The sequence below is a fragment of the Coleofasciculus sp. E2-BRE-01 genome (genome assembly GCF_040221695.1).
Taxonomy (GTDB): Bacteria; Cyanobacteriota; Cyanobacteriia; order Cyanobacteriales; family Coleofasciculaceae; genus Coleofasciculus.
Window position 1 is genome coordinate 22,181 of sequence record NZ_JAVKEA010000194.1, and the last position, 20,304, is coordinate 42,484.

A 20,304-nucleotide genomic window follows, 5' to 3' on the forward strand; every position below is an offset into this window, starting at 1 on the left:
GACGTCTTGAAGAAGTTGGGGATCTAATTTAACTCGAAGCCAACGAATTGGTCAAGATCTAGCCACGACTCCGAGAATGTGTAAAAATGTAAAGCGTGTGGGTTACTTCTTCTCTTGCCACTGCTTTAACACCAACTGCTGTTGCCCTAGGAAACTTTGACGGCATTCACCGAGGGCATCAACAGGTCATTCATCCTATTTTGCAGCACTCTAGCCTTTTACCCGGTCAGTCTGAGCCGATAAATCCTCAAGAGAGGGTTAATCAGGAAGGAAAGCATATTTATCCGACTTTGGCAACCTTTTATCCCCATCCCCGTGAATTTTTTTCCGGTCAACCGTGGAAGCTATTGACACCCAAGCCCGAAAAAGTAGATCAGTTGCAGCGCTTGGGCATTGAACAACTGGTACTACTGCCCTTTGACCGAGAATTGGCAGCATTAAGTCCAGAACAATTCGTGGACAAGATTTTAATTGAACAATTGCGAGCCACCCATGTCAGTGTGGGAGAGGATTTTCGCTTCGGATATCGCCGGACTGGAACCGCGAAAGACTTGCAGGCGATCGCAGCCACTTATGGGGTTCAGGTTACCATTGTTACTATCCAAACCTGTCAAGGTGAACGAATCAGTAGTTCCTTAATTCGCCAATCCCTAGAAGAAGGAGATATCCTCAAAGCTAATCGCTTATTGGGTCGTCCGTACAGCATTATGGGTCAAGTGGTCAAAGGGCAGCAATTAGGCAGAACCCTAGGCTTTCCCACCGCCAATCTGGAATGGTTCCCCGACAAATTTTTACCCCGCAATGGGGTTTACTGTGTGCGAGTCAGTCGTCCCTCATTCCCGGATCAATGGGGTGTAATGAATATAGGAGAACGTCCTACCGTCAAAGGAACCTGCTTGACAGTTGAGATTCACCTGCTAAATTGGTCTGGTGATTTATACGGACAGACGATAACCGTGAGCCTAGAGCAGTTTTTGCGATCGGAACAAAAATTTGCCTCCCTAGATGACCTAAGGACGCAAATCCAGGCTGACTGTGCGGCGACGATAACTTTTTTTGAATCTCAGCAATAGGGAATGGGGAAACGGTAATGAGAGAACGGATTGAGCAACTCAAAGAAAATCTGGCTCAGACAATTGTCGGGAAAGCCGATGCCATTCGTTTAGTCCTGGTTGCTTTGCTCTCAGGCGGTCATGCTTTGCTAGAGGATGTACCTGGGGTGGGTAAAACTCTGCTGGCAAAATCCTTAGCACGTTCCATTGATGGGCGATTTCAGCGAATTCAATGTACACCCGACCTCTTACCTGCGGATATCACCGGGACAAATATCTGGAATCCCAGTAGCCGTGAATTTGAATTTCTCGCCGGTCCAGTCTTTGCCAATATTCTACTGACGGATGAAATTAACCGGGCAACCCCGCGCACGCAGTCAGCCTTACTGGAGGTGATGCAAGAACGGCAAGTGACGGTGGATGGGGAATCTCGTAACGTTCCCCAACCCTTTTTTGTGATTGCCACTCAAAATCCGATTGAGTATCATGGGACGTTTCCCTTGCCAGAGGCGCAAATGGATCGATTTACCCTATCTTTATCCCTGGGTTATCCGACGCCTGAGGAAGAACTGCAAATGCTGCAACTGCATCAGGGAGGAATGGAACTTTCAGAGCTTAAACCCTGTATTTCAACTGAGGATGTTTTGGAATTACAGCGTCTTTGTCAGCAGGTGCAAGTTGAACGAGAGTTACAGCAGTATATTCTTAACTTAGTACGGGCATCTCGTGAGGCGGAAGATGTGGTTTTGGGAGTCAGTCCACGGGGTACTGTGGCATTACAACGGGCGGCGCAAGCCTTCGCATTTTTGGACGGGCGAAGTTACGCGATTCCCGATGATGTGAAGATGCTGGCACCTCATGTTCTGTCCCATCGTCTCATGGCAGCAGGGGGGCGACAGGCGAAGCCGATTGTTGAACAGTTATTGCGTTCGGTGGCAATTCCGTAAGAGGAACTTGTGGAAAATTGTCATAAAAGCGACAAAATTATCTTGGTTAGGATGAAGGGTGGGTTTTGCTGTTCCATTATCGGTGGGGAAGAGGGGCGTTTTTGTTGATTTAGTTGATTTATCGGTGAGGAGTGCGGGTTTTGTTGAACATTTATTGGTGGATATCTGAATTAAGTCCCTAAACCCGCCCCTACGATTTGTCCCTAAAGGGAATTCCTAAAATTGACTTATTATTTCTGATCATTCCTAGCTAGATCTTATGTTTCCGATCAAATACCCTGTTCCTCAAAGTGATCCACCCAAATCGCCGAGGGAAACCCTACCGACGATGTATGATCTGCCTAGTGAAAATCCGGAGGAACCGGGTTTGCCTGATGAGTTCCATGATTGGCAGGCACAATTGTTGAGCCTCACGTTCTGTCCGCCCCATTATCCGGTGGAGGAGGTGTTTTGTGCTAGTGACATGAACCTTTACTATGATGTGCGTCATGCTCTATGGTACAAACGACCTGATTGGTTTGGTGTGGTGGGTGTACCACGACTTTATGATCAAGTCGATATGCGCCTTTCTTACGTGGTTTGGCAAGAGGGTATCAATCCGTTTGTGGTGGTGGAGTTACTGTCTCCTGGTAAGGAAAAAGAAGATTTAGGGGAATTGGCAGCGGATACGTTACCACCTGCGCCAAGTTCGCTGGAGGGTAATGGACAAACTATTGAGCCTCCGTCTAAGGACAAACTGCCGCGAAAATGGGAGGTTTATGAACAGATTTTACGGATTCCTTACTATATCGTTTTTAGTCGTTATACCAATCAGTTCCGAGTCTTTAAACTAGAGGGGGCGCGTTACCAAGAATTAGAGTTACCTGAATCGCGAGTATGGATAAGGGAGTTAGGATTAGGTTTGGGATTATGGCAGGGTGAGTTTCAAGGCGTTGAGCGCTTGTGGTTACGTTGGTATGATCCAGAGGGCAACTGGATTCTGACTGAGGCGGAACAAGAGCGACAGCGAGCTGAGGATGCTGAATCTAGGGCTGAGGAAGCAGAAACTAGGTTAGAATCAGTGCTTCAGCGACTGCGGGAATCCGGAATTGACCCTGATACATTTTTGGAGGGTCAAAGCTGAGGCTTAAACCCCCCTTTTGAAGGAGGGTTTGGGGGGATCTCCCAATGTTCAAGAAAAACTTCCGGTGTTCGAGTTAGGGTAAAGCCTGTGGGGTTAAAAATTCGGCAACATAAAAATCTGCGATCGCAAGCCGTTCTGTTTGGGCTGGTACTGGCTTGGAGTATCCTCCTCGGCGGCGGTATGGCAGGGGTTTTAAAGGCAACAGAAACACCCAAACCACTGAATTCAGAAACACTGGTGGCGATTGGCACCATTGACCCAATTCCAGAGCGCTATCAAACTGGATTAAAACTGTACCTGGAAAACTGTAGCAGTTGTCATGTTGCTTTACCCCCAGAAGTCATGCCAACTCAAACCTGGGAAACTCTGCTATTAGAACCCGAACAGCATTATGGACAACGGTTAGAGCAGATTCCGCGCCCGTTTATCTTCATTGTCTGGAATTATTTACGAACGTTTTCTCGTCCGTTAGGGGAAGATGAGAAAACGCCCTTTCGTGTGACTGAATCACGATATTTTAAAGCACTTCATCCGCGTGTTGATTTACCTCCAACATTGACGGCGGCTGGGTGCATCAGTTGTCATCCGGGAGCAAGAGATTATAACTATCGGCGTTTAACCCCAGAGTGGGATGATTCACCGTAGGGATGTGGAAATATTATGGATTTGATGGTCATTTTTACACTGATAGAGCCTCTGATACCAAATACACTTTGAAAACCCCTTTTTGTCTTTTTGTTGTTAAGTTATATCTCTCCCCCCAGTTCGCGTATAAATTTATTTATCTTCCTTTCAGTTTCAGCAAGTTCAGTATCTAATTTAAGAAGCTTATTACCCAAACGTTTAATCTCAGCATCAAAATTAATCACAACTTCTGAGGGTAGCACATAGCGGCTGATATTGAGAGTGTAGTCATTGGCAGCTATTTCGTCAATAGAAACAACTTTGGAGTACTCTTCTTCATCTCGAAAGTCTCGGTATACGGTAACGATATGGTCAAGATGTTGATCGCTTAAATTATTTTTAGGTCTATCCTTTTGAAATTCATTTTTGGCATCAACAAATAATATTTTGCCTTTACGGTTTGCTGATTTATTTCGGTTGAAAATCACAATGGAACAAGGAATACCAGTGCTATAAAATAAGTTAGGGGCAAGACCAATAACCGCTTCGATCAAGTCATCTTCAATAATTCCTTTGCGGATTGAGCCTTCAGAGCCTCCACGGAATAGTACCCCAGGCGCTACTACTATCCCTGCCCGACCAGTGCTGTTCAGCGTGAAAAGGATATGCTGAATGAAAGCAAAATCACCACTGCTTTTGGGGGGAATTCCATAATGAAAACGTTCGTCAAAAAATTTAGCATTTTCATAGCCCCAGTTTTTAATATTGAACGGAGGATTAGCAATTACTCGATCAAATTGCATCAACTTCCCATTCTGTATCAGTTGAGGCTCGTTGATAACATCTCCTAGGCGGATATCAAACTCAAAAATGTCGTGCAACAGTAGATTGATTTTGGCAATGACCCAGGTTTCATAATTTGCCTCTTGCCCGTAGAGCAATAGGTTATTAGGATTATCTTTCTGCTGCTTTAGTTGACTTACACATTCGACTAGGAAACCTGCCGTGCCACACACTGGATCACAAATGCTCATTTTTTCTTGTGGTTTAAGCAAGCGCACTAATAATTTTTTTACCTGACTTGGAGTATAAAACTCTCCACCTCTTTTTCCTGCATCAGCAGCATCTTTTTCTATCAGATCTTCACAAAGTTCACCTAATGCTCCTTTTTTCAGGTTACTGTTACGAAAGCTTAACCTTGAAATATGCTGAATTAACTCAACCAAATAGTAGGATGCATTCCTAGAATTTCTGGCGGCATTTTTTTGAAAGGCATCTTCAAAATTAACACTAGTAAAAACTCCTTCAAGTTCTGAGTTGTAACCTTCAATGCTTCGAGCCACTTTATTAATTTCATTGCCAATATCATATCCATTTAGATGCTGTAAGTAAGACCAGCGTGAATTCTTAGGAACGAAAAAGCGATGTATACTCGGTTCGTTCCAAGCTAAGTCGTGATCAGCCGTTTCTCGTTCAATTCTCTCAGCCTCTTCTTCAAATACGTCAGACAACCGCTTAAGGAGTAATAGTCTAAACAAATACTTCTTGTAGTCACGAACGCCAAAAGCGCCGCGTAGTAGATCAGTAGCACTCTCAATTGCGCGTTCTAAATCTTCCATTTCAATCATGACTGTCTTCCTAAAATTTTAGAGAGGATAAATTCCGTTTGCTTTTGCCGAGTCTCTATTTTTTCTAAGGTTATTCGATTGGCGCGTTCGGTGGATAGAAAAAGTTGAGCTAGTTTATCCTGAGTTGCCAAGTCAGGTAGCGGAATTTTGAGCTTGCGTAGTTGAGTGAGCTTGATCAATTGCGTACCAATAGATGGTGCGTAATATTTTTTAAGTGATCGTGCAAGCCATTCTGAACGCATCACCACTGCTAAGTACACAGGATTAACTTTCTCCTGCCTAAGACGCAAGACAGCTAGGTTTTGACCTGCTACACTACCTTGTAATTGCTCTGTAACTACTGAAGCCTTTAACGGCGTACCTCGTATCGCAATGACCACATCACCAGTATTGAGCTTATGTTTATACAGGTTAGGTACGCTAAGCTGTTCTACGCTGAGGTCTTCCGTAACGTATAGCTGCTCAAGATTGCGTAAATTAACAATTCGTTCAGGTGAACCTTTCTCATCTCGGTAGCGGCTGAGCGCAATCCCTTGGAATAGCTGCTCTGCCAGACTATCGAGAGGCATAGATGCATCACTTAGCCCTAGGTGTGTCCTAATAGGTTGTCTAGGTTGTCCCATTTTTCATAAGTATTGCTATACTATCCATAGTATAGCAATACTTTGTTACTATGGATATTTTGGAGAAGGCGAGACATAACAAGGACTTAAGCGGTCGCAATCTTAGCGGTCACGACTTCAAGGATGGCGACCTTAGAAACTTCAAACTTAGAGGCACTCAGTTTAAGGGCAGCGATTTAAGTTACGCTGATCTGGATGGCGCAGAACTGTTTGATGCTCAGCTTTGTGATGCAACGTTAATAGGAGTAAAGTTGCGCGGCGCTCTATTGTCTGATGCTAATTTAAATGGTGCTGACCTAAAACGCGCTGACTTGAGGGGTGCTGACCTGAGCCGTGCTGACTTGAGTAGTGCTAATTTGAGTGGTGCTAATTTGAGTGGGGCAAAGGTGCATGGTGCTAAATTTGGGGGTTGCATTGGGTTAACTGATGATAGGAAGCGTGACCTGGAGAAGCGAGGCGGAATTTTTCAGGATTCTGAAACTGGAGGCAATTCTCTATTGAAGAAAAATAAAAAATGGTTAATGGAGCGCGTAATTGTACCACTTATCATTACTTCTATAGGTAGCGGCGGCTTAGTCGCTATTTATAATGGTATAAAGCATGAACCCCCTTCAGTGCCAACGCCTGTCTCTCCTGCCAAGCCCACCACTCCAGGAACTTCATCACCAAAACCCACGCCTACAACCCAACCTATGACTCCAGTAAATAGCCCATTGCGCTAATCTCGACAGCAACGAATTTTGAATCTTGATCAAAACAAACCAGAGAGTCGCTTTTGTGACTCTCTCGATTATCAGGGTGCATTCACTAATACTGCGTTATCAAGCTGAAGAAATTGGCGAATAGTTAGCAACTGGAGTTGAGATGATGAAATATTGACTTAACTATCGTCACAAGCTGAGAAAGACTAACACATATCCCAAAAATTCGATTTACTGATTTTCTATCGCGGGTAAAGCGTAAAAGCCTAAGTGATTGGCAACTGGACGTTCAACCATGGGAAGTTTGGTATGAATTGGCGCATTTACTCCCATTCCGGCATAAAACTATGGAACTAAAATCTAGTAATGATAAGAATTTCAGCCATTAACAGTACCTAATCTTATAGTGGGAAGGGAGTAGTACGGGGTGGGCGTAAGCTAATCAGCCGACTATAAAGTATTAGTGGGATGGCTAAGATACCCATACCCGCAATGATGAAAAATTGCTTCCAGTTAATCCCATTTCGGTGATTCATCGTTCTCGATTCATGATTCATTCGCACCCACTAAACTTGACTAACCAAGACTTGCGAAACCGCTCTTTTAAAGGTCAAAACCTCAACGGTGCAGACTTTAGCGGTTCAGATATTCGAGGTTGTGATTTTAGCTATGCTTCCTTAAAAGGAGCCAATTTTGAGCGAGTCAAGGTGGGTCAAACACTCAGACAGATCATCTTGGTACTAGGAGTGGCGATGATAAGCTGTTCGGCATTTAAACCTTAATATCAATAATGGGGAAATCTTTGTAGTGCGAGCATCTTGCTCGCTACTAATACCCAATTTAAATGCATGACAGCTTAGTGGCATTATTAGCAGCCGATGCGATCGCGCATACAATTTTTGGGGCTTTGGGTCAGATTCCGGGAGGTTCAACTTGGGCTTATATTCTAGCCTTATATATTAGTTTGGGAATTGCTGGGGCGGGTTCGGGAGTTAGGGAGATTACGGGTACAAAGTCTAGCGTCGGACAGATCGCCACCGTGATATCGGGAACAGCATCTGGTGCTTTGCTGAGTTTCTTCTACGCCGGAACCACCACTGACAACAACTCCCAAATCGCTACGGCGGCGGCGGTGTTGGGAGGAATAGTAGCAGCGATTGCGAGTTTCAAAGTGAGAAGTCGATTCGTCGCCATTGCGATCACAGTGGCGGGAACTCTCGCGGGGTATGGGTTTGCCTTTCTGGTGGGAACGAGTGCGATCGCGTATTTAAGCGTGCAAAAGCTAACTTTGGGAGTTGTCTGGAGTTGTTTATCGGTGAGTTTTCTCTGGCTGACGATGCACTCCCTGATCCTCGCGATTCGAGAAATTAAAGAGTTTTCGGGGACATGCTTTAGAGGTACTAACTTGACGAATGCTGTATTTGAGCCAAGTCTTAGAGAAAGTGCGATCGCTCCCCCCTTTCTAACTTCCGCTAGAATATTTAGGGGTAACAATAGCGAATGTCGATGAACGTGCAACTGGTCAATTCATTGGTGCAAATTATTGAATCCCTCACCCCAGAAGAACGCCGTTTGCTCCTTGAACAACTTAGTAACCAGCGAATTCAGGTGACAGCAGGGGTATGTGGTGGACACCCGTGCATTCACAACACGCGCATCCCCGTATGGACATTGGTGGCTTTTCGCCAGCAAGGGGCGGATGATCAGGAACTTCTGCGAAATTATCCGACATTGACGCAAGACGATCTGACGGCGGCTTGGGCATATTATAAACAGCATCCAGAAGAATGCGATCGCGTGATCGCGACGGTTGATCAGGATGGGGATGGTTAAGTTTTACTCGAATGAGAATTTTCCCCTGGATATTGTCCAGGAACTCCGCCAATTGGGTTATGATGTTCTCACCTCTTATGATGCAGGGCAAGCGAATCAAGGTATCCCAGATGACGAGGTTCTTGCCTTTGCCATCCAACACGAACGAGCCGTGATTACGCTCAACCGGGATGATTTTATTGAGTTACACCGTAGCGGTATTCCTCACCACGGTATCATTATCTGTAAAACGGATCGAGATTATCGCGGACAGGCACAAGCGTTACATAGTTACCTGCAAGAAGAACTAAACAACAACCCGGTGGGAACGTTGCGCGATCGCTTAATTCGAGTGAAAAAACAGAACCAGCCTAAATCCAGCCGTCAAGTGTTTGTGATCCAAGAATATACCCGGTGAGTCTTCCTCATCGCGACGATGCATTCTACTCTGCTACTCTTTATTCCTCTCTCCCTGGTAATTGGGTTACTTACCCTAACCCCTCCCTAACCCCTGGCTATGCTACCCAGTATCAACCCCCTTCGGATAGATTCTCCGCACGTCGGATCAGGTAATCGGCGTGGGTAAGTTTACCGGAGTACCGGGGGATGGGTTTTTTACCCCAATTGCACCCCCTATCTCTCTTGATGGAGGTTGTCATCTGATTCCCCGACTATCCTAAGCAGTATCTCAGGGTAAATCCCTGTTCATTAAACATCTTTGAGGCTTTAGTTGTAATTCATGCAATATCGAACAACAATAGGGTGGTCGCTTCTTACTTCGGGAATCGTAACCCTCTTGCTCAAGAGTTTCCCAGGTAACTCCCTTTGGTGGGGAATTGGCTTTCTCGTTATCGGAACTGTTATACTCTTGGCGCGAAAAGCCGTTTAGTGTTCCCGAAACCTCGCATTATTAGGCAAGATAACATCATTTTACTTGACCACCAGCGACAAGGGAATCGACCTGACAACGACAACATCCCGGAACTGTTTCTAAGTCCGGGATAAGGCGATCGCATCAGCCGAAAACTCAATTTAAAATTAAACCTCAGGCTGACACAGCCGCTAAACTGGCTGGAATTTTTCGCCCGACGGCGGCGGCGACGGGATGTAAGCTGTGAACTAATTGCACCATATCGTCTAACGATAACGCTTGACGGGCATCCGATACGGATTTTTCCGGTTCGGGATGACACTCGATGATTAATCCATCCGCACCTACTGCGACAGCCGCTTTCGCCAACGGGGAAATTAATTCCCGTTTGCCCGTGGCATGGGAGGGATCTACAATCACAGGCAATGAAGTCATCTGCTTAAGTGCCACAACTGCCCCCAAATCTAAGACATTCCGGGTATAGGTATCGAAACTGCGAATCCCCCGTTCGCACAGCACCACTTGAGAATTTCCATGACTGAGAATATATTCGGCTGCCATAACGAATTCTTCTATAGTCGCCGCTAATCCCCGCTTCAGCAGAATCGGTTTATCAACGTTACCCAAGGCTTTGAGTAAATCAAAGTTTTGCATATTACGACTGCCCACCTGAAGCATATCAGCATGGGCAGCGACTAACTCGATTTGGCTAATGGACATGACTTCCGTCACCACCGGAATCTGATGACGCGATCGCACTTGAGATAATATTTCTAATCCCTCTACCCCTAAACCTTGGAACGAGTAAGGGGAGGTGCGGGGTTTGAAAGCACCGCCACGCAACGCTTGAACCGGGGCGCGTTGCAGTTGAGTGGCAACCGTTTCCATCTGCGATTGACTCTCCACCGTACAAGGACCGGCAATTATCACCAATTCCTCACCGCCGAAAGTGATACGATCCGACAGATGAACCAAAGTTTGGCGATCGGATTGGGTGGCAAGTGTAGCATTCACCATCAGACTAATTCCTTTAAACAATGAGTGGACAATTAAAAAACCCGGTTCCTTGTGGGTTCCGGGTTCTGAGAAAATTTAACGCAGCATCACCTACCCGGAACTGCTTCCGAACCAAAAAAAGTAAAACAAGGTAAACCAGTGATTCAGGTAGGTTGTCATAGATACTCCTTAAAAAACAAAAAGACCGCAGCTTTCGCTCTGCGGTCCACCGGGGAGGTTCCATGAGGAACTCTGCTCACCTCCGGTGAACCTCCGTAAACCAAAAATAAAAGTAGTTGTTGCAGTTGAGCATAGCTGAGGGCTTTTTATGAAACGTTAACCAGATGTCTGTTACTGGACACGATAGCAAGCTGTTGTGGCTAAGTCAATACCTGATCGGGATCAAGTTTCTGTTTCCCACGGGTAGGGAGACAAGATGTAGGTTGGGTTAAGGACGAAACCCAACTCATATATATAGCGCTACGCGCCAGGGAATAGGCAATAGGCAATAGGCTTTCTTTGAAGACAAAAGCTTACCACACCATCAGCCAGATTGAGCAGGCAGGTGGCAAAGCTCAATTCTACCAGCATGATGTTGCCTCACCAGAGGATTGGCAACGAGTTTTAAATGATTTGAAAATTTGAAAAATAATAAATATAAGACTCAAAAGCGCAAACAATGACCCGAAATTTAACCGAACATACCGAAGGCAATGCCACATTTAAAATTGGTAATGCATTTTATCGCCCAGGGACGCAAGTGGTGCGAGATTTAGGGGTTTTAGCTGCAGCCATTTATAAGTTTCAAATCGGTCACTTACGAGTAATTGATGCGATGAGTGGCTGTGGAGTGCGTTCTCTACGCTATAGTTTGGAAAGTCAAGCGGATTGGATATGGGTGAATGAGGGAAATCCTGAGCTTAAGCCGATTCTACAGCAAAATTTAGCAGGCGCGATCGCAAGCCATAAAGCCACCCTTACCCATCTCGACGCCAATCAGGTCTTTTTTGAGTGCTATAACCGCCGAGACTACTACGATTTCATCGATGTGGATTGCTTTGGTTCCCCTACTCCCTATCTGGATACCAGCCTCTGGGCGCTGAAACTAGGGGGACTCCTCTATCTCACCAGTACCGATGGGCGCAAGCTGACGGGTCATGCTTCAGAAAGTAGTTTGGGTATTTATGGGGCATATCCCCGCAACCATCCCGCCGCCCAGGAACAAGGATTACGAGTGGTGATTGGTAAACTCCAGCAGCAAGCCATTGCCAAGGGTTTGGGGATTGAGCCGATTTTCTCCCTGTTTACAGGTCAAACCTATCGCCTGATGGTGCGTTTGGTCAAAACTCAGCCGTTGACGCTGCAAAATTACGGGTTTCTGGGTTATTGTCATCACTGTGGCAATTATCAAACTGTGTCCTGGCGTCAGTTAGGGCGTGTGGTTTGTGCTTATGACCAAAAATCCCTGACCCTGAGTGGTCCCCTGTGGCTGGGACTGTTGCATAATCAATCTTGGTTAAGGCAGATGCAGGGATTAGCTCAAAAGTGGCACTGGTCAAAACGGGTACAACTCCTCAGCCTCATGGAAGCCGAAGCCGATTTCCCGCCCTACTTTTATACCTTGGCGGAAATTGGACGCCGAGGGCGTTTGGATATCCCCAAACGAGAGAATCTGATTCAAGCATTGCGCGATCGCGGATATTTCGCCTGTGCGACTCATATTACACCCGGAGCAATTAAAACCAACGCCGATATTCACACTTGTATCGCTGTCGCCCTAAATTCTGTACACTGTACTAAGAAATGTTAACAAGCTTCAAACCCTTACGAAGGACGTAGCTTGCTTCTTTTCGGGAGCGAGTAGGGCAATGACAAATGACGAATTATTACCGTTGCACAAAAAAATTAACAAAATTCTCGCTCCAAGGAAAAATCTTAACTTTCATAAACTTTTAATTCATCGTGGTGCTAGAGTATAACGCTGAGTTGAAGCAAGATGTTATCTTGGAAATCGCCCAGTCCATTACCTATTGAAAACACTACCTTGAGAGGCTTCTCACCACGATGACTGCCATTTTAAAGGTTGGCGACCAAACCATCACGGCTGAAGAAGTAATTCCCCTGTTAGCCAAATATCAATTACTCCCTCAGTTATTGCGAGAAATCATTATTGATCAAGCCATTGCCACCATAGATTGTACCGACGAAGAAAAAAATGCTGCCTGCGAGCAGTTCTATACTAAAAATCAGCTAACTTCCGAGGAAGAGCGTCAAGCGTGGCGCGATCGCCAAGACTTAAGCTTAGAACAAGTTGAAGAGTTAGCGGTTCGGGGACTGAAGCTGGAAAAATTTAAACAGGCGACTTGGGGACATAAGATTGAATCCTATTTCCTCAAGCGCAAAGGACGGTTAGATCGGGTGATTTATTCCCTGATTCGGACAAAGGAGGCGGCGATTGCCCAAGAACTCTATTTTCGTATCCAAGAAGGAGAACAATCGTTTAATGAACTCGCCCGTGATTATTCCCAAGGACCAGAGGCGCAAACAGGCGGATTAGTCGGACCTGTGGAACTGAGTACACCCCACCCCACCTTGGCGCAAATGTTAACCGTTAGCCAACCGGGTCAACTTCTACCCCCTACCCGCTTGGGGGACTGGTTTATCGTCATTCGTTTAGAAAAATTTTTACCCGTACAACTAGATGATGCCATGCGTCAGCGACTCCTAGATGAAATGTTTACCACCTGGTTAAAAGAGCAACTGCGACAACAGATATCCTTAGGTACACCCGTTCAATCCTAAACCCTGTCCAGACGTGCCATGGCACGTCTGGAACAATGCTATTCCCTGAGGCTTGCCCATGACCTACACAAAGACAACGATTCAGGATTTTCTGGCGGATATCGTTCCCTTCAATCAACTTGAAGCTTCGACCCTAACCAAGTTGGCGGAAAAAAGTCAACTACTGCGCTATCGCATGGGTCAACCGATCCTGGTGCGAGACAAAATGCCCTCTCAAATCTCGATTCTCTATGAGGGAAAGGCGCGGCTTTTAAGCTACGAACAAACCACCCAAAAACCCGTCACTCTGGACTTGTTGAAACCGGGCGCGATTCTGGGTTGGGTGAGTCTGATCCGGGGTATCCCTTGTGAAACCGCGATCGCATCGACGGAATCGGTTTGCTTAACCATCCCCACAGGTCAGTTTTTATCGTTGATGGCACAGGAACCCAACGCTACCGCCGCGTTCCAAAACCAGTGCAGTGTCATCGAAGCCTTCGAGTTAATCGGCGCGGAGTTGGTGCGCCAAGCCAGTGGGATTATGAATCTCAAAGAACTGGCAAAAAACGCTTACCCAGATGCCGAGGTGCGTTACCTCTATCCCATGACAGACGCCACGGAACTCCTGACACCAGATCGGGTGTGGTTTGTCAGTGGCGGGAGTGTCGTCAAAGATTTTCCCGTGGGAAGTCGGCTGACGCCCGAGGCAATTTCTCAGGGATTGGACATCCAAGGATCTACCCCCGCCCGGATTGTCGGGTTTCGCGAATCGGATTTAGTCGGGGAAGGTGAAACTGAACCCCCTACCGCCCCAGTTACAGTAGTTGGTGAACAAACCCCCCTCACCACCGACGATGACCCCTGGCTGGATGATACCGATGGCAACGATAGTATCCCCTATGCCCCCGATAAACCGCCAGAAGCCACCGAGGACGTCGATCAAACCTCTGACCAACGCCGCAAATATCCCCATGTCCGAGGGAAGGGACTCCTCGATGGGACCCTCGCCTGTTTCCAAATGCTGAGTAAGTATTTAGAGATGCCCTTTCGCCGCGATGTGATTCGTCGGGTACTTAATGAACAGATGCAGCGAACTGGGGGTCTTTCCTTGCCTCTATGCGGGGCGGTGGCGGATTTAATCGGTTTACATGCCCAATTGGTAAATGTACCGCCCCAATCGATTAGTCGCCTGCAAACCCCCGCCCTGGTTCCTTGGTATGAAGGCTTTGCCGTTCTCTATGAAGCCAAGCCACGGGAATTGCTGCTGGGCGTGCCAGAACTGGGGATTGTCCGCCGCAAACCTGCTGATTTACTGGATAGTTTACCGAGAAGCGAAGACGGGCAGTCACCGGAAGCGATCCCGGTGCTGCTGGTACAACGGACGAAACATACGCCGAAGCAACGGTTTGGTTTGCAGTGGTTTCTGCCGTCGCTGGTACGCTATCGCCGCGTCTTAATCTTGGTGTTTATCGCCTCGTTTTTTGTGCAGCTATTTGGATTGGCGAATCCGTTGATGATTCAGGTGATCATCGATAAGGTGATTGTGCAGAACAGTATTGATACGCTGCATGTACTGGGGTTGTTCCTGGTGATCATTGCCGTTTTTGAGGCGCTATTAACCAGTTTCCGAACGTATCTATTTGTGGATACCACGAACCGGATTGACATGCATCTGGGATCGGAGATTATTGACCACTTAGTCCGCTTACCGTTGCGGTATTTTGAACGGCGTCCCGTGGGGGAACTGGCAAGTCGAATTAATGAGTTAGAAAATATTCGGCAGTTTCTCACCGGAACGGCGTTGACGGTGGTGTTAGATGCGGTGTTTTCCGTGTTGTACATCGTAGTCATGTTTATTTATAGCTGGGTGCTAACCATTGTCTCCTTGGCGATTATTCCCCTGTTTGTGTTGTTAACCGTCATTGTTTCACCGATTGTCCGTCGCCAACTGCGAACCAAAGCCGAACGGAACGCCCAGACTCAATCCTATTTAGTGGAAGTCATGTCTGGGATTCAAACCGTCAAAGCGCAAAACATCGAGTTGCGAACGCGCTGGCAATGGCAGGAACGCTATGCCCGGTATGTATCGGCGGGGTTCAAGACGGTGTTAACGTCCACAACGGCGGGTTCAGCGAGTAATTTTTTGAATAAACTCTCCGCTTTGTTAGTGCTGTGGGTGGGGGCTTATCTGGTGTTAGATGGGCAGTTAACCTTGGGGCAATTAATCGCTTTCCGAATTATTTCCGGCTATGTTACCAGTCCCCTACTCCGGTTAGCCCAACTGTGGCAGAATTTCCAAGAAACGGCGCTATCCTTGGAACGGTTAAGTGATATTGTGGATAGCCCTCAAGAAGCGGATGAAGAGGATCGCTTAAATATTCCTATGCCGCCAATCAAAGGGGAAGTGGAGTATGAAAATCTCTCTTTCCGCTTTGGCACCAGTGGTCCTTGGCAATTAACCAATATTAACCTGCATTTTCCGGCTGGTATATTTGTCGGGATTGTCGGTCAAAGTGGTTCCGGTAAGAGTACGTTAATGAAACTATTACCCCGCCTCTATGATGTCGATTCCGGCAGAATTCTAATCGACAACTACGATATCTCCAAAGTTGAACTCTATTCTCTGCGTCGTCAGGTAGGGATTGTACCCCAGGATAGTCTGCTGTTTGATGGTACGGTACAAGATAATATTGCCCTGACCAATCCCGATGCTAGCGCCGAGGAAATCATTGAAGCCGCCAAAGTCGCTGCCGCTCATGACTTTATCATGGGCTTGTCCAGTGGTTACAATACAAGAGTCGGGGAGCGGGGATCATCCCTATCAGGGGGACAACGCCAGCGGATTGCCATTGCCCGCACGGTACTACAAAATCCGCGACTCTTAATTTTGGATGAAGCCACCAGCGCCCTTGACTATGACACCGAACGGCAAGTTTGTTTAAATTTAATTGAAGCCTTCAAAGGACGCACCGTCTTTTTCATTACCCACCGTTTAAGTACCATTCGCAACAGCGACATCATTTTAATGATGGATAAAGGCTCAGTCGTTGAACAAGGAACCCATGACGAACTGATGGCACTGCAAGGGCGCTACTACTGCCTCTATCAACAGCAAGACGCTCAACTTTAATGGTCATTCATCATGCTTATGTTAGTAGCCAGTAAGCAAATAACGAATGACAACTGACGAATGACGAATGACGAATGACGAAGGACTAACTATATCATGAATCAACGCAACGGATCATCCAGCCAACCCCTTGCCACGCGATCGCCCGCACAGTCGGTGAAAACCGCAACCAAAGCCGGAACCACCCGTCGAACCAATCAACCGCCGGAATTTGATCAACCCGTTATCCTGCAACAATCTCCCCTGTGGCCCCGAATGATTGTGGTAGCGATTATTGGGGTGACGACATTAAGCGTCGGCTGGGCGTGTTTGGCGAAAATTGAAGAAGCCATTCCCGCCCAAGGCAAACTCGAACCCAAAGCGGCTGTCAAGGAAGTCCAAGCCCCTCAAGGTGGGGTGGTTAAATCGGTGGAGATTGAAGAAGGCGATCGCGTCGAAAAAGGGGATACCCTACTCACCTTCGACCAAACGGCGGCTCAAGCTCAATTTAAATCCCTCCAGCAAATTCGCGCCGCTTTAATCCAAGAAAATCAATTTTATCAGGCTCAGATGACGGGCAAAGCCGTTCCCATTGACCCCGAAAATCTGCCAGAGAAACTCCCGCCCCAAATTGCCTCACTGACCAAAAATCGGGCGGCTTTAGTGGCAGAAAAGAACTTTTATCAAGCCCAACTCACCGGAAATCCAGCCGGATTAACTCTAGCCCAACGGCAACGCTTACAGGCAAGCCAAAACGAGTATAACTCTCGTGTCGCGGCAGCCGATTTAGAAGTCGAACAACTCAACCGACAACTGACTCAAACCCAAATCCAACTTGCCGATGCGGTACAAGTGTTAGCCTTTAACCGAGAAATTACCGATCGCCTAGAAAAACTGTGGCGAGAAGGTGCATTCGGCGAACTCCAGTATCTGCGTCAGAAACAAGACACCGACAGCAGTGCCGCCGAAGTAGCCCGTTTGAGACAAGAACAGGAACGGTTAGATAAAGCGATTCAGCAAGCCCAGGAACGCAAACAAAACACCATGGCGCTCTCAGAAGAAGAACTGCGAACGCTAATTGCCCAAAACGAACAACGGATTGCTGAAATTGACAGCCAACTCACCAAAATTATTGTTGAAAACCAAAAACGTCTCCAAGAAATCGAAAGTCAACTCAGCCAAATCCAGGTAACATTAACCAATCAGGAATTACAGGCACCTGAAGGCGGCATCGTGTTTGACTTGCAAGCCAGTCCTGAATTTGTGGCAAACACCAGTGAGCCAGTGCTGAAAATTGTGCCGAATGACACACTCGTTGCCAAAGTTTATATCACTAACCAAGACATTGGTTTTGTCAATGAAGGAATGCCCGTGGATGTCAGGGTTGATTCCTTCCCCTATAGCGAATTTGGGGATGTCAAAGGCAAGTTAGTCCAGATTGGTTCGGATGCCTTACCCCCCAATGAAGTCTACCCCTTCTATCGTTTTCCTGCCGAAATTCGCATGGATAGACAAACAATATCCGTCAACGGCAAAGAAGTTCCCTTACAATCGGGGATGTCGATAAGCGCTAATATCAAGGTACGCAAGCGCCCTGTGATTAGTATCTTCAGCGACTTGTTTATGCGGAAAATTGATAGTGTAAAAACGGTACGATAAAAAAGTTTTGAGTGTGTAGGGGCGGGTTTAGGGACTTTCTTTTCGCTATTGATAGTAACTTTTGTCCAAAACCCGCCCTGACTAAGTGCTGAGTGTGGAGTTTTGAGAAGGTTGTAGGGGCGGGTTTCACTATTAAGGTTTTTTGCCACCCGGATGTGACTAAACCCGCCCCGACTAAATTCAAAGAGCGATCCCCAGCGCTAGTATGAAAGGCAGAGCCTCCCTAAAAGCATTCCCTTCTCAAGCCTGGAAACGAGGCTACGGAGAGCTTCCCTGTTCCCTGTTCCCTGTTCCCTTAACGCATGAGCTACTGTATTAACCTCACCTGTCAATCTCCCCAAAACCAGAATGGGAGTAGGGTTTGCCAAAACTGTGGGGCAAAATTACGACTAGGCGATCGCTATACACCTATTCGCCAAATTGGTCAAGGGGGTTTTGGGAGAACCTTCTTGGCGGTGGATGAATATAAACCCTCGAAACCCCATTGTGTGATTAAACAGGTTTTTCCTCATATTCACGGAAGTCAAAACCAACAAAAAGTAGCAGAACTCTTTGAACAAGAAGCCGTGCGCTTGGATGAATTAGGTAAACATCCCCAAATTCCGGAACTCTTGGCGCATTTTGAAGCAGAGGGTTGTCAATATTTGGTGCAAGAGTTTATTCCGGGACAAACTTTAGCTGAAAAACTGGCTCAAGCGGGTAGTTTTGATGACACTCAAATTATTAACCTGTTGCAGGATTTATTACCCGTCTTACAATTTATCCACAACCAACAGGTAATTCATCGAGATATTAAACCCGAAAATATTATTCAACGTATTCCATCTTCTCCATCTCAACTGACTCAAATTTCAGCAACCTCTCAGACAGAATCTGTCACCTCTTTCCAAACGTCTGCCCCTAAACTGGTACTGGTGGATTTTGGTGCCTCTAAGTTTTCCCCTAGAACCGCCCTATCGGTTACCGGAACCGTGATTGGCAGTGCCGGCTATACCGCCCCGGAACAAGCCGCCGGGAAAGCCGTATTTGCTAGCGATATCTATAGTTTAGGTGTAACTTGTATTCATCTTTTAACCAAAACTGATCCCTTTGATTTGTATTCATTCGATGACGGGGTTTGGGTATGGCGAAATATTCTTAACCATCCAATCAGCGAACGGTTAGGTTGTATTCTGGATAAAATGTTGCAAGGTGCGACAAAGCAACGTTATCAGTCAGCGACAGAAGTTCTCCATGACTTAGAGACGATGACAAATCCGCCTTCATTATCTCTGTCTAAAACATCTTCCTTACTTCCAATAAAAAAAGAACTGATTGTCGCTAAACTGGGTGAGGCGAATTATCGACGTATCCGGGATGCGATTAAACAGGCGGAACCTCAGACGCGCATTATCGTGCGTCCCGGTTTCTATCAGGAAAGTTTAGTGATTGATAAGGACGTGGAAATTGTGGGACAGGGACAACCCGAGGATATTATTATCGAAAGTCGATACCAACCTTGTCTGCAAATTCAGACCGAACAAGCCGTTGTTCGCGGCTTAACCCTGCGTCATCAAGATTGGTTTAATGTACAACAGGCAAATGGGATGGGGCGTTTAATTGGTGAACCCTTGCTGAAGCCCTATGCCATTGATATTCCTCAAGGGCAATGTATTTTAGAGGACTGTACGATTATATCCAACGGTATTGCCTGTATCTATATTCATGGCGCGATCGCGAATCCCAAAATCCGCCATTGTCAGATCCAGGGAGGGGCAATGTATGGGATTTTAGTGAGTCAGAATGGTCAGGGATTAATCGAACACTGTACCCTCTTTGGGCATCAAACAGGTGTTTACATCCTTAAAGGCAGTCATCCCACGCTACAGCACTGCAAAATTTATAGAATGCAGCAGGATGGCGTATTTATTGGTTCGGATTGTAAAGTGACGTTAGCCGCCTGCGATATTGGCGCAAATGGGGGAGTTGGCGTCACAATTAAAAAAGAGGGTAATGCTAAGATTTGGCAATGTCAGATTAATCGGAATCAGGCACAAGGAATTTATGTCGAATCCAATGGTGCCGGTCCAATTGAAGCGTGCGATTTGAGTGGGAATCGGGGTGGGGCGTGGTATATTGCGCCCCAGTGTTCGGTAAATCGGCATGGGAATCGTGAGTAGAAGACGCGCCATATTCATGCAGCAAGCCCTATCTACTTCTCGACATTTTCCCCCTCATCCCCTAACCCCTTCTCCCACCCTCACAAGGGTAGGTTTTTTACATTGACGGTATAATGGAGGTAAGACTTGGAAGACCTGGAGGGAAAGTGGACAAGGAAGAAGACCAAAAAACCATCAAAACTCATGAAGATCTAATTATTTATCAAAAAGCGTTTGATG

18 protein-coding genes are annotated in these 20,304 nt (G+C 46.5%); 15 read left to right on the plus strand and 3 right to left on the minus strand.

Going from position 1 to position 20,304, the window contains the following annotated elements:
- Positions 1 to 95: 95 nt before the first annotated feature.
- The 4 genes from RIG66_RS24510 (at position 96) to RIG66_RS24525 (ending at position 3,767) form a co-directional block, all read left to right on the plus strand.
- A complete protein-coding gene (locus RIG66_RS24510) occupies positions 96 to 1,073 on the plus strand; it encodes a bifunctional riboflavin kinase/FAD synthetase (RefSeq protein WP_446381304.1) in 978 nt (325 codons plus the stop codon).
- A gap of 17 nt (positions 1,074 to 1,090) precedes the next feature.
- Entirely contained in the window at positions 1,091 to 1,999 is a 909-nt protein-coding gene (locus tag RIG66_RS24515; protein WP_446381305.1) for an AAA family ATPase, read from the plus strand.
- Positions 2,000 to 2,258: 259 nt separating this feature from the next.
- Positions 2,259 to 3,122 carry a Uma2 family endonuclease gene (locus tag RIG66_RS24520; protein WP_446381306.1) on the plus strand — a complete coding sequence of 288 codons (864 nt, stop codon included), beginning with the start codon at positions 2,259 to 2,261 and terminating at the stop codon, positions 3,120 to 3,122.
- 99 nt (positions 3,123 to 3,221) lie between these two features.
- Positions 3,222 to 3,767: a cytochrome C gene (locus RIG66_RS24525; RefSeq protein WP_446381320.1), complete on the plus strand. Its 546-nt coding sequence runs from the start codon at positions 3,222 to 3,224 to the stop codon at positions 3,765 to 3,767.
- 101 nt (positions 3,768 to 3,868) lie between these two features.
- Here RIG66_RS24525 and RIG66_RS24530 read toward each other — a convergent pair whose 3' ends face one another.
- Positions 3,869 to 5,374, minus strand: a complete 1,506-nt coding sequence (locus tag RIG66_RS24530; protein WP_446381307.1) for an N-6 DNA methylase — start codon at positions 5,372 to 5,374, stop codon at positions 3,869 to 3,871.
- Entirely contained in the window at positions 5,371 to 5,943 is a 573-nt protein-coding gene (locus RIG66_RS24535; protein WP_446381308.1) for a restriction endonuclease subunit S, read from the minus strand. Before RIG66_RS24535 ends, RIG66_RS24530 begins: the two co-directional genes overlap by 4 nt.
- Before the next feature lie 104 nt (positions 5,944 to 6,047).
- Here RIG66_RS24535 and RIG66_RS24540 point away from each other — a divergent pair, with 104 nt between their 5' ends.
- From RIG66_RS24540 to RIG66_RS24560, 5 genes are all read left to right on the plus strand, one after another.
- Positions 6,048 to 6,719: a pentapeptide repeat-containing protein gene (locus RIG66_RS24540; protein WP_446381309.1), complete on the plus strand. Its 672-nt coding sequence runs from the start codon at positions 6,048 to 6,050 to the stop codon at positions 6,717 to 6,719.
- Between the two features lie 527 nt (positions 6,720 to 7,246).
- A complete protein-coding gene (locus RIG66_RS24545; protein ID WP_446381310.1) occupies positions 7,247 to 7,480 on the plus strand; it encodes a pentapeptide repeat-containing protein in 234 nt (77 codons plus the stop codon).
- A 62-nt stretch (positions 7,481 to 7,542) separates the two neighbouring features.
- Positions 7,543 to 8,208 (plus strand): pentapeptide repeat-containing protein, encoded by a 666-nt coding sequence (locus RIG66_RS24550; RefSeq protein ID WP_446381311.1) that lies wholly within the window; start codon positions 7,543 to 7,545, stop codon positions 8,206 to 8,208.
- Positions 8,205 to 8,531 (plus strand): DUF433 domain-containing protein, encoded by a 327-nt coding sequence (locus RIG66_RS24555; RefSeq protein WP_446381321.1) that lies wholly within the window; start codon positions 8,205 to 8,207, stop codon positions 8,529 to 8,531. Before RIG66_RS24550 ends, RIG66_RS24555 begins: the two co-directional genes overlap by 4 nt.
- On the plus strand, positions 8,524 to 8,928 hold the full coding sequence (locus RIG66_RS24560) for a DUF5615 family PIN-like protein (protein WP_446381312.1): 405 nt from the start codon (positions 8,524 to 8,526) through the stop codon (positions 8,926 to 8,928). Before RIG66_RS24555 ends, RIG66_RS24560 begins: the two co-directional genes overlap by 8 nt.
- A 627-nt stretch (positions 8,929 to 9,555) precedes the next feature.
- Here the strand turns inward: RIG66_RS24560 and aroF are convergent.
- Complete coding sequence (gene aroF, locus RIG66_RS24565; protein ID WP_446381313.1) at positions 9,556 to 10,398, minus strand: 3-deoxy-7-phosphoheptulonate synthase; 843 nt, start codon at positions 10,396 to 10,398, stop codon at positions 9,556 to 9,558.
- Positions 10,399 to 10,896: 498 nt separating this feature from the next.
- Here aroF and RIG66_RS24570 point away from each other — a divergent pair, with 498 nt between their 5' ends.
- The 6 genes from RIG66_RS24570 to RIG66_RS24595 all read left to right on the plus strand — a co-directional run bounded on the left by RIG66_RS24570 (position 10,897) and on the right by RIG66_RS24595 (position 20,085).
- Positions 10,897 to 11,022: a hypothetical protein gene (locus RIG66_RS24570; RefSeq protein WP_446381314.1), complete on the plus strand. Its 126-nt coding sequence runs from the start codon at positions 10,897 to 10,899 to the stop codon at positions 11,020 to 11,022.
- Positions 11,023 to 11,056: 34 nt separating this feature from the next.
- Positions 11,057 to 12,187 (plus strand): tRNA (guanine-N1)-methyltransferase, encoded by a 1,131-nt coding sequence (locus tag RIG66_RS24575; RefSeq protein WP_446381315.1) that lies wholly within the window; start codon positions 11,057 to 11,059, stop codon positions 12,185 to 12,187.
- A gap of 254 nt (positions 12,188 to 12,441) precedes the next feature.
- Positions 12,442 to 13,179 carry a peptidylprolyl isomerase gene (locus tag RIG66_RS24580; RefSeq protein ID WP_446381316.1) on the plus strand — a complete coding sequence of 246 codons (738 nt, stop codon included), beginning with the start codon at positions 12,442 to 12,444 and terminating at the stop codon, positions 13,177 to 13,179.
- A gap of 58 nt (positions 13,180 to 13,237) precedes the next feature.
- Complete coding sequence (locus tag RIG66_RS24585) at positions 13,238 to 16,288, plus strand: peptidase domain-containing ABC transporter (RefSeq protein WP_446381317.1); 3,051 nt, start codon at positions 13,238 to 13,240, stop codon at positions 16,286 to 16,288.
- 96 nt (positions 16,289 to 16,384) lie between these two features.
- Positions 16,385 to 17,926 carry an HlyD family efflux transporter periplasmic adaptor subunit gene (locus RIG66_RS24590; RefSeq protein ID WP_446381318.1) on the plus strand — a complete coding sequence of 514 codons (1,542 nt, stop codon included), beginning with the start codon at positions 16,385 to 16,387 and terminating at the stop codon, positions 17,924 to 17,926.
- Positions 17,927 to 18,228: 302 nt separating this feature from the next.
- Positions 18,229 to 20,085: a right-handed parallel beta-helix repeat-containing protein gene (locus RIG66_RS24595; protein WP_446381319.1), complete on the plus strand. Its 1,857-nt coding sequence runs from the start codon at positions 18,229 to 18,231 to the stop codon at positions 20,083 to 20,085.
- Positions 20,086 to 20,304 lie beyond the last annotated feature (219 nt).